Origin of the sequence: Neorhizobium sp. T6_25, assembly GCF_002968555.1 — a bacterium.
Classification (GTDB): Bacteria; Pseudomonadota; Alphaproteobacteria; order Rhizobiales; family Rhizobiaceae; genus Neorhizobium.
Genome location: NZ_PVBL01000044.1, coordinates 1 through 14131 on the forward strand (window position 1 = coordinate 1; position 14131 = coordinate 14131).

The window sequence follows — 14131 nt, forward strand, 5'->3', positions numbered from 1 at the left end:
GTTAAGCCCCTCCCCCTTGTGGGGAGGGGTTTGGGGCGGGGCCGTGTAAATACGATACAACACCGCTCCAGGAGGAGCACCCATGACACGCGAACGCATCTATCTCTTCGACACCACGCTGCGCGACGGGCAACAAACCCCCGGCGTCGATTTTTCCGTCGAGGACAAGATCGCCATCTCCAACCTGCTGGACGAGTTTGGCCTCGATTATGTCGAAGGCGGTTATCCCGGCGCCAACCCGACCGACACCGCCTTCTTCTCGCAGAAGCGCACGTCGAAATCCAAATTTGTCGCCTTCGGCATGACCAAGCGGGCCGGCATCTCCGCCTCCAACGATCCGGGGCTGGCCGTGCTGCTGCAGGCGAAAAGCGACGCCACCTGTTTCGTCGCGAAAAGCTGGGACTACCACGTGCGCGTCGCGCTCGGCTGTTCGAACGAAGAAAACCTGGAATCGATCCGCGACAGCGTCGAGGCCGCCCGCGGCGCGGCCAAGGAAGCCCTGGTCGATTGCGAGCATTTCTTCGACGGCTACAAGGCCAATCCCGAATATGCCCTTGCCTGCGCCAGGACGGCCTATGAAGCGGGTGCGCGCTGGGTGGTGCTCTGCGACACCAATGGCGGCACCCAGCCGGGCGAGATCCGCGCCATCGTCGAGGCGGTGATCGCCTCGGGCATCCCTGGCGCCTCGCTCGGCATCCATGCCCATGATGATACCGGCCAGGCGGTCGCCAATTCGCTCGCCGCGATCGAGGCGGGCTGTCGGCAGATCCAGGGCACGCTGAACGGCATCGGCGAGCGCTGCGGCAATGCCAATCTGGTCACGATCATCGCGACGCTTGCCCTGAAGGACGCCTATAACAGCCGGTTCGAGACGGCGATCGACGCGGAACGGCTGACCGGGCTGACCCGCCTCAGCCACGCCTTCGACGAGCTCCTGAACCGCTCGCCGAACCACCAGGCGCCTTATGTCGGCGCATCCGCCTTCGCCACCAAGGCCGGCATCCATGCGTCTGCGCTGCTGAAGGACCCGCGCACCTACGAACACGTGACGCCGGAAAGTGTGGGCAATTTCCGCAAGGTCATGGTCTCCGACCAGGGCGGCAAGTCGAACTTCATCAACGCGCTGAAGCGCCGCGGCATCGAGGTCGGCAAGGACGATCCGAAGCTCGACCAGCTGATCTCGATCGTCAAGGAACGCGAGGCGACCGGATACGCCTATGAAGGGGCGGACGCGAGCTTCGAACTGCTCGCCCGCCGCACGCTCGGCACCATTCCGGAATTCTTCTCCGTCGAGGGTTTTCGGGTGATGGTCGAGCGCCGGTTCGACTCGCATGGCAAGATCAAGATCGTCTCGGAAGCGGTGGTGAAACTTGTCGTCGACGGCCAGACGCTGATGTCGGTGGCCGAGGGGGACGGCCCCGTCAACGCGCTCGACCGGGCGCTGCGCAAGGATTTCGGCAAATACCAGCACGAGATCGACGACTTGGCGCTCGCGGACTTCAAAGTGCGTATCTTGAACGGCGGCACCGAGGCGATCACCCGCGTGCTGATCGAATCCACCGACGGCGACGGCGTCCGCTGGTGGACGGTCGGCGTCTCGGAAAACATCATCGACGCCTCGTTCCAGGCGCTGATGGACTCGGTCATCTACAAGCTGATGAAGAACCGGGAACTGGCGGGCAAGATCGCGGCGGAGTGAGGCTGGGAGGGCGAGGCTGAGTGCCTCGCCATGTTCGAACCTTCACCGCCCGGCCATTTCGCGCAGGTCCTGAATGAGGCCGCCGGGACCAGTCTCGGCTGTCGCCTCGACGCCGAGCTTGGTCAGCCAGCACCACATGCTGGTTCGATGGAAAAGGGTATAGAGCCACAGCGCCCGCTCCATATCCGGATGATCGGTCCGGCCATAACCTTCGAGGATCGGCCGATGGCTGCGCGAGTCTTCGTGCACGGAGCAGAACAGGGCCTTGGCGAGATCGAAAAGCCTGTCCCCTGCCCGCGCATTGCCGAAATCGACGAGCCCGCTCAGCCGAAGATCTCCGGCGCCGTCGCGCAAAGCGAGCACATTGCCCTGATGGAAATCGTCGTGGCAGAGCACGGCACCGCCGCTTTCCGCCAGGAGATCGAAACTGCCTTCGGCGAGGCGCTGCAGGTTTTGCCCGAGCTCCGCATCGCCGCCGAGATCGCGGAAGCGCCGGAACACGTCTTCGAACGCCGCCGTCATATAGTCCGCATTGGTCAGACACGGCTTGCCGATCCCGTCGCCGCGAATGTAGCCATAGGCTGGCATCGGCACGGCGTGAACCTGCCTCAGCAGCTCTCCCATCTGCCGATAAGCTTGTGCGATATCCGGTTCGCCCATCCAGTGGCGCAGCGAACGGCCGGGCAAAAGCGTCAGCAGGGCGTAGCGCAACGGCAGGAGGGTGCGTGTTTCGTCGACCCGCAGCCACCGGGGGACGGGCGGTGTCAGCCCTTCCAGCCAACCGGCCACCAGGTTCTCCTTGGCCGGCAGCCATTCGGGCTCATCCGGATAGATTTTAAGGACAAGCGGGCTGTGCTCGGCCCCCACGAGATCGATCCGGTAGACCTCGGCCCTGCCGCCCTCAAGCCTGCTGAAACCGCTGGCGACAAAATCACGATCGAGGTGCTGGACGAGCCGATCAATGGTTTCCCCGTCGAGTTCGAGGGTCGTTCTTCGCTGCGGCGCCATTTCCACCGTCCGATGATTGCTATATTGGGTTACCACTATCGACACTGTTGGAGCGTGGACAACGCGGCTCTCCATAAAACCACGCAATCGCAACCTGCGGAAAGCCTACCCATGACGGCGTCCCCGAATTTTCGTACCGAACCTTGACCGGCTCCAACCCACCCTCATCGCTTGAACTGCTCGGCTGGTCCGATTTCTTTGCGGCTCAGGTCGAGCCGGGCGAGACCGAACTCCTGGTCCGGCGCATTGCCTCGGTTCATCGGGCACGCATCGACGCAATCGACGTCAGCGGACCGGTCGGGATCGAACTTCCGCCCAATAGCAATACCGCGGATTTTGCGGTCGGCGACTGGGTTCTTGCCGACCCGCTGACGGGCATGCTCGTGCGCCGTCTCGACCGGAAAACCGTGTTTCAACGGCGCGCGGAAGGCGGGCATGGCCAGCAGCTTGCCGCGGCCAATGTCGATACGCTGTTTATCGTCACCTCGTGCAATGCCGATTTCAACCCGGGACGGCTGGAACGTTACCTGATCATGGCCAACCAGGCCGCGACCAACCCGGTGATCGTGCTGACCAAGGCCGACACAGTCGAGGATGCCAGCCCGTTCGAGCAGCAGGCCAAGGCGCTGCAGCGTGACCTGCCGGTGGTCGTCCTCAATGCGCGTACAGCGGATGCCGTTGCCTTGCTGAAGCCCTGGTGCGGCGTCGGGCAGACCGTAGCCCTTGTCGGTTCCTCCGGAGTCGGAAAATCGACGCTGGTCAACACCTTGGCCGGAGCCCAGTCCGACACGATGCAGAAGACCGGAAGCATTCGTGAACGTGATGCAAAGGGTCGTCACACCACGACGGCGCGGTCGCTGCACGCGATTGCCGGCGGCGGCTGGGTGATCGATACGCCGGGCATTCGGACGCTCTATGTCAGCGACGTCACCGACGGCATCGATACGCTGTTTGCCGAAATCACCGATCTGGCGCCGAATTGCCGGTTTCGCGATTGCACTCACGCCCACGAACCGGGCTGTGCCGTGCAGGCAGCCGTTGCCAAAGGCGAACTTTCCACCGAGCGCCTGGAACGCTGGCGCAGCCTGCTTGCGGAAAACCGCGACAGGACGCCGGTGATGAGCGGGCCAAAGGGCAACAAGATCGTCCGCAAGAAGAAATACTGAGAGTTTCGCGCGAATACCGTCCTCGCAGGAAGTAGCAGGCGGCCCCGAATCCTGTGGCCCCGATCCGGGCCATTGTATTTCAGGGGCTTTTGTACCATATAGACGGCACATTGAGGCAGCCGCTCGCGGTAATGACGCAGCAGCGCCTGGCAACCAACCCCCTCACTATTCATCAATCCAAAGAGGCTTCGGCATTCTGCCGGAGCATCGAGATCGGAGACGTTCATGTCTGATAAAAAAACAAGCACCCCGGACCAGCCTTACCAGCCCATCCCCTTTGCCAAGAAGCATCGCATTTCGGTTGAGGATGCGAAGGCGATCATCGAAAAGCACGGCGCAGACCGGAAGTCGGCCGACAAGGAAGCACGGCGCGTAGCCGTCTAATCCTTCTCGCCTGCAAGACGACTGGAAGAACCGGAGACTGAGGATGCCGCACCCGGCTATTGAACCTTCAGTCCCAGTTCCGCCAGGATATCTCCGGCCTGCTGCCGCGAGATCGTCGCTCCCTTGAACTTCCTGGCGTCGATCAGCTTCAGTCCGCCGAGGTCCGCACCGCGCAGATCGGCCCCTTCGAACCTGGCATCGACGAGCCCCGTGTCCCGCAGGCTGCAGCCGTCGAACACGACGTCGCGAAAATCGCATTTCGACAGATCGGCCATGCCGAAATCGACCCGCTCTATCCGGGATTTCCGGAACGACAGTGCGGGAAGTCTCGCCTGCGCCAGGATGGTCTCCTTGAACGACAGGCCGAGCGAGGCAATCCGCGTCAGGTTGGCACCGGTCAGCTTGCAGCCGACGAACCGGGTGTCGTTCATTTTGGCTTCCAAAAAAGCGGCGTTGTTGAAGTCGCAATTCCGGAACTCCACCTCCGCAAGGTTGGCGCCCGTAAAATTGGCGAATGCCCCCCGGCACCCCTCGAACTTCGCCCCTTCCAGGTCCGCAGCCCGCAGATTGACGGTCGTCATCCTGCAGTTTCGAAATTCCCAGCGCTGAAAATCGAGCCCCGACAGGTCCGCTTCCTCCAGCGTGCAGCCGTTCAGGACAACCGTGTTTCCGGCCGCCGTAAAGCCGAGCACCTCCGCGCGTCCGATCTGTTGTTCGGAAACCTCGATGGAATCCTGCTCCGCCATGACCTTCGCCTCCGCCGACATTCGTTCGCGTGATTGATCAGAGATTCGGGTTGGAAACAATCGGCCGCGCATACGAGATGATGGCGCCCCTGGTGCCTAGTCCTTCAGGAACGCAAGCCGGTCATCGACGCGGCCAGGTACGATTTCCTGAATGTCAGCGCTGACAACGCCTTCGGCAACGAAGGGATCGTCCGTCACACGCATTTCGAGGTCGGCGCGTGTGGTATTATGGACCAATACGGTTCCGCCGGCATTCGGCTGGAGGCTGCCGACTAGCAGAAAAACGCCGTCATCGAAGCCCTTTCTGATCCAGGCGTTGTGCCCCTCCATGAATTGCGGGGCCTTTGCCTTCTCGGCAAACTTGAGGGTGACGATAAACATGCCGGTTTTCCTTCAGAGGGTTGGTGATCAAACGGATTGATTGGCGAGCGGCCGCCCCGAAATATGCGCATCCAACCACGTCTGCATCGCATCCACTTCGCGGCGGATGAAGGTTTCGTCGCGGAACGCCGTGGCGAGCGCCGACACACCTTGGCTTCGCATCAGGAGATGTAGGGAGAGCGCGTCGGCATCGGTTTCTCGGCCCAGAGCGCAGAACTGGCGAGCGAGCCATTCGCGAAACAGGGTGAAAAGTGCGACGGCGTCGGTTTTGGCAACGTGATCGAGCTTGGCGAGCTCGTTGCAGAGCGATCCGACCGGGCAGCCATACGCCATGATCTTCGTTCGGTTGACGATGAGGATATTGATGAAGCTTCGGATTCTTTCGGCAGGTGTCCCGCCTTCAGCCTCCCATGCTTCCAGCATTCTCTGTGTGTTAGCGATACGAAGAGCGATCACCGCGTTGAGAATTTCGTCCTTCGTCTTGAAGTAGTAGTAAAAATTGCCGCGCGACAGGCCCACGCATCCGGCAATATCGGCAAACGACGTTACGTCGTAGCCACGCTCGTAAAAGAGCCGGTCGGCAGCGTCTACGATCTGATTGCGCGTGTCCATGCCCTTCAATGTGGCAACCCTGTTCGCTGTTGCCCGCGTGCAAAGCAGTGGCGTCGCACGAATTAGGGCAATTGTCCTAACTCTCCTTTAGGACAATTGCCCTAGAATAATCAAGCCTCTTAGTCGCAAATTTTCGAGCCGTTGCGATGTTCGTTTCTGGCGCACTAGGACCAGGAACTTCGACGGACCTCTTCCTCACACCTCCTCAAAACTCAGCCCCCAATCCCCCTCGCCGTACCACTCGCCCTCTTGAGGCGGCCGATGCCAGCGCAGGCTGCGGACCTGATAGCCTCGGCGGGAGCGGAAGGCTTCCGCCAGCCCCTCGTGACGGCCTGGCGGAGGTGGCTGCTGGCCTTCCGCCCAGACGAAGGAGACGGGCTGCAGGAACCTGGCGCCAAAACCCGACGCTCGCCGGTCGATCATCAGGAAACCCGCAGAACGGGTAAAGCCGCTCCGCCGGCCATTGTCGATCGCCGGAAAGCCGAGCGGGAAGAGCGCGCGCCCCGAGACCGCCAGATTGTCGATCCAGGCGACCGGCGGGTGGTCGAGCGCGAAATTGGCGTAGATCACGTCCGCGTCCTCCTTCGGCCATTCTGTCGCGTCGCCGCGGACGAGTTCGACATTCGCGTAACCTGCCAGGTTCTGCCGTGCCTTGTCCGCGAGGGCCTCGTCATATTCGACGGCGATCACCCGGCCCGACGACCCCACAAGCTCGGCGATGATGGCGGTATAGTATCCGGTCCCGGCGCCGAGATGGGCGACGGTCTCGCCGTCGCGGACGCCGAGCGCGTGAAGGGCTCCGGCATGCAGCGACGGCATGCCGTTGTTGACGCCGCGGCCCGTATCCAGCCCGACCAGCACATCCTGGTAAAGCACCAGCGGATCGGTGGAAGCGAGTTCGCGGTAGTTGCGAAAGTCGTTATAGACCCAGGGCGGCGGGCCGACGAATTGTTCGCGCGGCACCTTGGCGAAGGCCGCGAAAAGGCGCGCGTCCGCACTCACGCCGGCCTTCGCCAGGATCTGGCGGGCATAGATCTGCCGGTGCAACGGCTGGCTTTCGAAATCCATCCAACTCCTCCCTTCTGACACGGGCTGACTATCGCAAGCCAAGCCGACAGAATCGCGACAAACGATAGGTTCTTCAATGAAATGAATTGGTCCGGCTCAACCTATTCGTTTAAACGGGGATAACCAGAACAACATACCGGAAACACCCCACATGGCCACCGACACCGCCGCGGCGACGACCGTAAAGAACGAAGATACGCCGCGTGGCTTCGCCTTCGGGCTGACGGCTTATTTCCTCTGGGGCTTCCTGCCGTTCTACCTGAAGGCCGTCGCCCATATTCCTTCGCTCGAAGTGCTGGCGCACCGGGCGATCTGGTCGGTGCCGGTCGCCGGGATCGTTCTGTTGATCCTGCGCCGCACCGGCGATCTCAAGGTGGCGGTGCAGAACCCGCGCATGCTGGCGATGGCATGCCTGACCGCCCTGATCATCATGGCGAACTGGGGCATCTATGTGTGGGCGGTCGCCGCCGGGCGGGCACTCGATGCGGCGCTCGGCTATTTCATCAATCCGCTGTTCAGCATTTTCCTGGCGGCGGTCCTGCTGAAGGAGCGGCTGGCGCCGGTTCAGCTCGCCGCGATCGGCCTTGTGGTGGTGGCGGTGGCGATCCTCACCTATGATGCGGGCGGATTGCCTTGGGTTTCGCTGGCGCTCACCTTCACCTGGGGGTTCTATGCGCTGTTCCGGAAAACCCTGCCGATCGGTCCGAACCAGGGTTTCTTCCTGGAAGTGCTGTTGATCAGCATTCCCTGCCTGCCCTATGTGATCTGGCTGGAATCGACCGGCCAGGGCCATCTCCTCAACTCGACCGGCTGGGACACGTTCATCCTGATGGCCGCCGGCATCGTCACCGCCGCACCGCTGATGATCTACGCCAACGGCGCAAAACTTCTGAAGCTCTCGACCATCGGCATCATGCAGTATATCGCGCCGACGATGATCTTCCTGATCGCGGTCTTCGCCTTCCACGAGCCGCTCAGCCCCGTGAAGCTCGGGGCCTTCGTCCTGATCTGGACGGCGCTGGCGATTTATACCTGGTCGCTTCTCAAGCAAGCGCGCGGCCGATAAGCCTTTCCCGGAGCATTCCCATGAAAATCAGCGATATCCCGTTCGGTACCACCGACTGGAGCGCCATTCCGAAGACAGAGCACAAGGGCGACACGGGGCTGGCGACCTGGCAGACCTGCCATTTCGGCGAGATCAGGGTGCGGATGGTCGAGTATACCCCGGGCTATCTCGCCGACCACTGGTGCGTCAAAGGCCATATCCTGCTCTGCCTCGAAGGCGAGTTGGCGACCGAACTCGCCGACGGCCGGGCCTTCGTGCTGACGCCCGGCATGAGTTATCAGGTGGCCGACGATGCCGAGCCCCACCGCTCCTCGACATCCGTCGGCGCAAAACTCTTCATCGTCGACTAGGGCTCAAGCGCCGGCGCTCACAGCCTCGAAATCACCGCGCCCTCGCCGCTCGTCGGCGGGCGCTCCTCGCCCTGTTCCAGGATCGCCGGAACGATGTCCTCGACATCGGCGATGACCAACGGCTGGACGAGATGCGCACGGTGGATGAACCCCTGTTCGCGCATGTGGGTGATGAGGTCGAGCATCGGATCCCAGAAACCGCCGATATTGGCGAACACCATCGGCTTCTCATGCCGTCCGAGCTGCGCCCAGGTCATGATCTCGACGATCTCCTCCAAGGTGCCGATGCCGCCCGGCAGGGTCACGAAAGCGTCAGCGCGTTCGAACATCTTGTGCTTGCGCGCATGCATGTCCTCCGTCACAATCAACTCGTCGAGTTGGCCGAGCGAATGGCGCGTGGCCTCCATGTCGACCAGGAATTCGGGAATGATGCCGGTGACCTGACCGCCGTTCGACAGAACGCCGGCCGCGACCGCACCCATGATGCCCTTGGTGCCTCCGCCATAGACAAGTCGAAGCCCGTGGGCGGCGATGGATTTTCCGAGCGCACGGCCGGCTGCAAGGTAGGCGGGATCGCGCCCCGGCTGCGAGCCGCAGTAAACGCAGATGGATCGAATCGGCACAGGTTTCTCCGCAACGCATTTCAAGGGAGGGCCAAACCAAGCCCCGGTCGTCAAAATTGACGGGAAATGCCCGGAAGAGCAAGGGTTTATAGTGTGAAAAGCTTGTGAATGTGGGAGGAAAAGGTTAATCCGGATATGCGACGGCTATAGCTGTCGGGAGAGGCATTGATGATGAAAAACCGCGCCGGCTGGCTGGCTCTGATCGTATTGGCTATCGCATCGCTGCTGATGGTGTTCTTGGTGATGCCTGCGATAAACAAGGATTCCAAGCCGATCGGCGACGCGATCAATGCCGCAGGCAATGCCGTCAAGGACGCGGTGACGGAACCGCAGCCGACGGCCAGGGCGCCCGATGCCGCAAAGCCGGCCGACCAGGCCGCTGCAACGGCTCCGCCGGCGGCTCAGCCCGCCTCGCCTTCCGCAGCAGGACAGACCGCACCTCAAGCCGCGGCGATGATGCCGCCCTCCTTCGACGTGCTGCGCGTCGAGCCGGACGGGTCGACTGTGATCGCCGGCCGCGCAGCCCCCCATTCCAAGCTCGAAGTTACCGATGGCGCCGCGATCGTCGCCAAGGTCGACGTCGGCCCGAGCGGCGATTTCGCCGCCATCCTCGACAAGCCGCTGCCGCCCGGCGACCACCAGCTCGTGCTCAAGGCGATCAGCAAGGATGGCAAGACCACCCTGTCGGAAGAAACGGCGACCGTCTCGGTGCCCGCCGACAAGAACGGCAAGCTGCTCGCCATGGTCACCAAGCCCGGCAAGGCAAGCCGCCTGATCGCGACCCCGGACGCCGCAACGCCGCCTGGCGCGAGTGCCGCGCAGCCGGCAGCCCAGGCCGCGGCAGCTTCGCCCGCTACCAATCAGGCTCCGGCCAGCCCCGCGCTTGCCGCCCCCTCGGCCACGCCGTCAGCCAGCACCTCCGTTGCCGCCCTGCCGGCACCGCCGGCCGGCTCGGCCACTCTCGCATCTTCCGCGCCGAGCATACCGGTCTCGGCACCCGCCTCTCCGGCGGCGACATCCGCTGCGCCTGAACTGCGCGTCACCGCTGTCGAAATCGAGGGCAACAAGATCTTCGTCGCCGGCAACACGAAGGCCGGCACCTTGCTGCGCGGCCAGGCCGACGGCCGGCCGATCGGTACCGCCCAGGCGGGCCAGGACGGCAGTTTCGTGATCGAAGGGGCGATCGACCTTGCCGTCGGCGACCACCGGATCGGCGTCGAGGTTGTCGGGGCCGGCGGACAGGCTCTGGTACGGGTCGAAGTGCCCTTCAACCGCCCGGCCGGCGACCAGGTCGCGGCCGTCGCAGCGCCGCAGGCTGCCAATAACGGCATGTCGGCGGCCGACAGCGGCGCCTTCGACAAGCTGCGCAACGAAACGGTGCGCGCCTTCAACCTGCTGCGCGGACTTTACGACGACGGCCGCGTACCCTCGGCTGAACAGATGGCCGCCGCCCGCTCCGCCACTTCGATCGCCCTGAAATCGCTTTCCGAATATCGCCTGCCGGCCGATGCGGCCGCCTCCGCCCGGGTGCTTGCCGAAACCACCGTCCAGAACGCCGCGGCAGCGTTTGCCGCGCTCGACGCGCTTCCCAAGGATGTCGCAGGCGTCGGCGCCGGCCTGAAACGGGTCGGCGAAATGATCGCCCGCGCCGTCGGCCCGACCATCGCCCGCGAACTGCACGGCGTGCAGGTTACCACAGCCGCACCGATGACGATCACCGATGCCAGCGGCACCCGCACCATCCAGCAGGAGCCGCTGACCCAGAGCGAACGCAGCTCGGTGATCATCCGCCGCGGCGATACGCTGTGGCAGATCTCCCGCCGCGTCTACGGTCAGGGAGTGCGCTACACGACGATCTACCTCGCCAACGAGGCCCAGATCCGCAACCCCGACGTCATCCAGCCCGGCCAGATCTTTGGCGTGCCCGACGCGGCCCGGCCGGACGCTGAAGAACTCCATCGCCAGCGAATGATACAGCGCCGGTCGTAAGGGGGCGGTGCGTCTCTCGGCTCAGGGGGTGACGCAAAAAGATCCCCTCCCGGCCTGCCGGGGATACTTTCATTTGGTTAGAAAAACGCATCCAGCGCCCTCAATCCCTTAGCCGCATTCATTTCCCCGTCCATCCCGGCCTCCCCCACAAGATCCCTGGACGGCCAATGGCCGCGCCGGATGCCATTCGGCCAGCTTGGCGCAGGTTAGGAGGAATACCGCGGTGATCAGGCGGCGTGCTCGCATATTATCTCCGGCTCTGATCCATGCCGCGCGGACAGGAGAAGAAAATGGTTTCCAGCATTAATTCCATTCGGACTTGGTCCTCTCAGGCGGCCCTCAATGCATTCAATGATGTCTCCAACAACAGGGCGCCTGGCAGCTCGGCGTCCGGCTCATCCTCCTCGTCGCTCGCCGACATCCTGTTTTCCAGCGGCAGCGGCGGTGACGACGACTACGAGGACGACAAGATCGCGGCGCTGATCGCCTCGCTGCAGCAGACCATGAACGGCAACGCCCCGGACACCGCAGGCGACGGATCGGTCGGCGACATGTCCAGCAAGGCGTTCATGAAGGCGCTGCAGGAGAAGCTGGACGCGCTGAAGGCGAGCCCGGACAGCAAGGCGATGGCCGAGGCGATGCAGAAGGCGCTCGACGCCGGCACGCTGAAGATGACCGACGCGGTCGCCGGCGACCAGATCACCGCCTGGGATATTACCGACGGCAAGCAGACCTCGGCCGGCATTACCTCCGTCGACAAATCCGACTGGACCCAGTTCCTCAAGGACCGTCTGACACGGGACGACGGCGGCAAGTTCGTGCGCAACGCCGACGGCAGCTATATCGAGAAGGCGACCGGGGCCAGCTCCTATTTCGGCATGGTCGGCGAGGCCTATTATTACATTTCCTGGCCGACGCCGGCAGCGACCACCAAGCCGGCAGCCGGTACCGCCCCCGCCGCCTCCACCAGCACCAAGTGATCGCGACCGGCGAGGGCCGGAGACATCCAGCCTTCGCCGCATCGCCCGACCGGTCCGGCCCTGAAGTTTCACGAAACCGTCATTGCAACATTCTTCCCCGGACCTTATGTGCGGGAGGCGTTTCGACGCGCCCGTCCCGGAGACATTTATGGCGAATAACAAGAAGACCATTTCGGCGGATGCCAGCAACCCGCTCGGCACGCTCGTCAACCTGTGGCCCTATATGTGGCCGGAAGGGCGCGCCGACCTGAAGGCCCGCGTCGTCTGGGCGACCTTCTACCTCTTCCTCGCCAAGTTCGTGCTCCTGACGGTGCCCTATTTCTTCAAATGGGCGACGGATGCGCTGAACGGCAAATTGGATATGGCAGGTCTCCTGCCTGCCTTCCTGCTCGGCGCCGTGGTGCTGGTCATCGCGCTCAATTTTACCCGTATCCTGCAGGTGGGGCTGAACCAGCTGCGCGACGCGCTGTTTGCCTCCGTCGGCCAATATGCGGTGCGCCAGCTCGCCTACCGTACCTTCGTGCACATGCACCAGCTCTCCCTGCGCTTTCATCTCGAGCGCAAGACCGGCGGCCTGTCGCGGATCATCGAGCGCGGCACCAAGGGCATCGAGACGATCGTCCGCTTCACCATTCTCAACACCGTGCCGACTCTGCTCGAATTCTTGCTGACGGCCATCATCTTCTGGGTCAGCTACGGCTTCTGGTACGTTCTCGTCACCGCCGTCACGGTGGCCATCTATATCTGGTTCACCGTAAAGGCCAGCGACTGGCGCATCGCCATCCGCCGCTCGATGAACGACAGCGACACGGACGCCAATACCAAGGCGATCGATTCGCTCCTCAATTTCGAAACCGTCAAATATTTCGGCAACGAGGAGATGGAAGCCAAGCGCTTCGATAGTTCGATGGCGCGCTACGAGAAGGCGGCGACCGACGTCTGGACTTCGCTCGGCTGGCTCAACTTCGGCCAGGGCGTGATCTTCGGCCTCGGCACGACTGTGATGATGGTGATGTCGGCGCTGGCCGTGCAACGCGGCGAGCAGACGATCGGCGATTTCGTATTCGTCAACGCGCTGCTGCTGCAGCTTTCCGTGCCGCTCAACTTCATCGGTTTCGTCTACCGGGAAATCCGCCAGGGGCTGACCGATATCGAGCAGATGTTCGAGCTGCTCGAAGTGCAGCCGGAGGTCGTCGATCGGCCGGATGCCGCGCCTCTCGCCATCCCCCAAGGGTCGATCTCCTTCAAGGACGTGCATTTTTCCTATGATCCGGCCCGGCCGATCCTCAAAGGCGTCTCGTTCGACGTGCCGGCCGGCAAGACGGTGGCGATCGTCGGGCCTTCGGGCGCCGGCAAATCGACCATTTCCCGCCTGCTCTATCGGTTCTACGACATCCAGGGCGGTTCGATCACCATTGACGGCCAGGACGTGCGGGACGTGACGCAGCATTCGCTGCGCGCGGCGATCGGCATGGTGCCGCAGGACACGGTGCTGTTCAACGACACGATCGCCTACAACATCCGCTACGGCCGCCCTTCGGCGAGCGAGGAAGAAATGCTTGCCGCCGCCGAAGTGGCACAGATCGGCCATTTCATCAGCGCCCTGCCCGAGGGTTTCGACACCAAGGTCGGCGAACGGGGCCTGAAACTTTCGGGCGGCGAGAAGCAGCGCGTGGCGATCGCCCGTACCGTCCTCAAAGCCCCGCCGATCCTGATCCTCGACGAGGCGACCTCAGCGCTCGACACCACGACCGAGCACGAGATTCAGTCGGCGCTCGACGTGGTCTCCAGGAACCGCACGACGCTGGTGATCGCCCACCGACTTTCGACCGTCATCGGCGCCGACGAGATCATCGTCCTGCGCGACGGGCAGATCGCCGAGCGCGGAACGCACAGTTTGCTGCTCGAACAGAATGGGCTCTACGCCTCGATGTGGAACCGCCAGCGCGAGGCGGTGCAGGCCGAAGAGCAGCTGCGCAAGGTGCGCGAGAGCGACGATCTTGGCGTGGTGCTGCGCGGCGTTCCGGCGGCGGAATAGGGCCGGCGGCGCAATGAACTT

General features: G+C 63.2%; 14 protein-coding genes. 8 read left to right on the top strand and 6 right to left on the bottom strand.

The window, feature by feature from the left end:
* Positions 1 to 82 precede the first annotated feature (82 nt).
* Complete coding sequence (gene cimA / locus C5L10_RS32250; RefSeq protein ID WP_105433036.1) at positions 83 to 1699, top strand: citramalate synthase; 1617 nt, start codon at positions 83 to 85, stop codon at positions 1697 to 1699.
* A 42-nt stretch (positions 1700 to 1741) separates the two neighbouring features.
* Here the strand turns inward: cimA and C5L10_RS32255 are convergent, their stop codons facing one another.
* Complete coding sequence (locus C5L10_RS32255; RefSeq protein ID WP_105433037.1) at positions 1742 to 2707, bottom strand: phosphotransferase family protein; 966 nt, start codon at positions 2705 to 2707, stop codon at positions 1742 to 1744.
* A 143-nt stretch (positions 2708 to 2850) separates the two neighbouring features.
* On the opposite strand from C5L10_RS32255, the gene rsgA reads away from it, so the two are divergent.
* Positions 2851 to 3873: a ribosome small subunit-dependent GTPase A gene (rsgA, locus tag C5L10_RS32260; protein WP_105433038.1), complete on the top strand. Its 1023-nt coding sequence runs from the start codon at positions 2851 to 2853 to the stop codon at positions 3871 to 3873.
* 225 nt (positions 3874 to 4098) lie between these two features.
* On the top strand, positions 4099 to 4257 hold the full coding sequence (locus C5L10_RS34050; protein WP_172717300.1) for a hypothetical protein: 159 nt from the start codon (positions 4099 to 4101) through the stop codon (positions 4255 to 4257).
* Positions 4258 to 4313: 56 nt separating this feature from the next.
* Here C5L10_RS34050 and C5L10_RS32270 read toward each other — a convergent pair whose 3' ends face one another.
* The 4 genes from C5L10_RS32270 to C5L10_RS32285 all read right to left on the bottom strand — a co-directional run bounded on the left by C5L10_RS32270 (position 4314) and on the right by C5L10_RS32285 (position 7064).
* Positions 4314 to 5003, bottom strand: a complete 690-nt coding sequence (locus tag C5L10_RS32270; RefSeq protein ID WP_105433064.1) for a pentapeptide repeat-containing protein — start codon at positions 5001 to 5003, stop codon at positions 4314 to 4316.
* A gap of 96 nt (positions 5004 to 5099) precedes the next feature.
* The gene (locus tag C5L10_RS32275; protein ID WP_105433040.1) at positions 5100 to 5384 is read right to left on the bottom strand and encodes a YciI family protein; all 285 of its coding nucleotides are present in this window, start codon (positions 5382 to 5384) and stop codon (positions 5100 to 5102) included.
* A 27-nt stretch (positions 5385 to 5411) separates the two neighbouring features.
* Positions 5412 to 5996: a TetR/AcrR family transcriptional regulator gene (locus C5L10_RS32280; protein WP_105433041.1), complete on the bottom strand. Its 585-nt coding sequence runs from the start codon at positions 5994 to 5996 to the stop codon at positions 5412 to 5414.
* Between the two features lie 195 nt (positions 5997 to 6191).
* Positions 6192 to 7064, bottom strand: a complete 873-nt coding sequence (locus tag C5L10_RS32285; RefSeq protein ID WP_105433042.1) for a protein-L-isoaspartate O-methyltransferase — start codon at positions 7062 to 7064, stop codon at positions 6192 to 6194.
* Positions 7065 to 7215: 151 nt separating this feature from the next.
* Between C5L10_RS32285 and rarD the strand changes: the two genes are divergently transcribed.
* Together rarD and C5L10_RS32295 are read left to right on the top strand one after the other, a co-directional pair.
* Entirely contained in the window at positions 7216 to 8130 is a 915-nt protein-coding gene (gene rarD, locus C5L10_RS32290; protein ID WP_046638463.1) for an EamA family transporter RarD, read from the top strand.
* A gap of 20 nt (positions 8131 to 8150) precedes the next feature.
* Complete coding sequence (locus C5L10_RS32295; RefSeq protein ID WP_105433043.1) at positions 8151 to 8480, top strand: DHCW motif cupin fold protein; 330 nt, start codon at positions 8151 to 8153, stop codon at positions 8478 to 8480.
* A 17-nt stretch (positions 8481 to 8497) separates the two neighbouring features.
* On the opposite strand, the gene C5L10_RS32300 is transcribed toward C5L10_RS32295, so the two are convergent.
* Positions 8498 to 9103: a TIGR00730 family Rossman fold protein gene (locus C5L10_RS32300; RefSeq protein WP_245448348.1), complete on the bottom strand. Its 606-nt coding sequence runs from the start codon at positions 9101 to 9103 to the stop codon at positions 8498 to 8500.
* 168 nt (positions 9104 to 9271) lie between these two features.
* Here C5L10_RS32300 and C5L10_RS32305 point away from each other — a divergent pair, with 168 nt between their 5' ends.
* The 3 genes from C5L10_RS32305 (at position 9272) to C5L10_RS32315 (ending at position 14110) form a co-directional block, all read left to right on the top strand.
* Complete coding sequence (locus C5L10_RS32305; RefSeq protein ID WP_105433045.1) at positions 9272 to 11092, top strand: LysM peptidoglycan-binding domain-containing protein; 1821 nt, start codon at positions 9272 to 9274, stop codon at positions 11090 to 11092.
* A 290-nt stretch (positions 11093 to 11382) separates the two neighbouring features.
* The gene (locus C5L10_RS32310) at positions 11383 to 12072 is read left to right on the top strand and encodes a hypothetical protein (protein WP_105433046.1); all 690 of its coding nucleotides are present in this window, start codon (positions 11383 to 11385) and stop codon (positions 12070 to 12072) included.
* Between the two features lie 148 nt (positions 12073 to 12220).
* Complete coding sequence (locus C5L10_RS32315) at positions 12221 to 14110, top strand: ABC transporter ATP-binding protein/permease (RefSeq protein ID WP_105433047.1); 1890 nt, start codon at positions 12221 to 12223, stop codon at positions 14108 to 14110.
* The last annotated feature ends 21 nt before the right edge of the window (positions 14111 to 14131 follow it).

Coding starts and splice junctions, on each gene's coding strand:
- cimA (WP_105433036.1), top strand. CDS start 83: ATGACACGCGAACGCATCTATCTCTTCGACACCACGCTGCGCGACGGG.
- C5L10_RS32255 (WP_105433037.1), bottom strand. CDS start 2,707: ATGGCGCCGCAGCGAAGAACGACCCTCGAACTCGACGGGGAAACCATT.
- C5L10_RS34050 (WP_172717300.1), top strand. CDS start 4,099: ATGTCTGATAAAAAAACAAGCACCCCGGACCAGCCTTACCAGCCCATC.
- C5L10_RS32270 (WP_105433064.1), bottom strand. CDS start 5,003: ATGGCGGAGCAGGATTCCATCGAGGTTTCCGAACAACAGATCGGACGC.
- C5L10_RS32275 (WP_105433040.1), bottom strand. CDS start 5,384: ATGTTTATCGTCACCCTCAAGTTTGCCGAGAAGGCAAAGGCCCCGCAA.
- C5L10_RS32280 (WP_105433041.1), bottom strand. CDS start 5,996: ATGGACACGCGCAATCAGATCGTAGACGCTGCCGACCGGCTCTTTTAC.
- C5L10_RS32285 (WP_105433042.1), bottom strand. CDS start 7,064: ATGGATTTCGAAAGCCAGCCGTTGCACCGGCAGATCTATGCCCGCCAG.
- rarD (WP_046638463.1), top strand. CDS start 7,216: ATGGCCACCGACACCGCCGCGGCGACGACCGTAAAGAACGAAGATACG.
- C5L10_RS32295 (WP_105433043.1), top strand. CDS start 8,151: ATGAAAATCAGCGATATCCCGTTCGGTACCACCGACTGGAGCGCCATT.
- C5L10_RS32305 (WP_105433045.1), top strand. CDS start 9,272: ATGATGAAAAACCGCGCCGGCTGGCTGGCTCTGATCGTATTGGCTATC.
- C5L10_RS32310 (WP_105433046.1), top strand. CDS start 11,383: ATGGTTTCCAGCATTAATTCCATTCGGACTTGGTCCTCTCAGGCGGCC.
- C5L10_RS32315 (WP_105433047.1), top strand. CDS start 12,221: ATGGCGAATAACAAGAAGACCATTTCGGCGGATGCCAGCAACCCGCTC.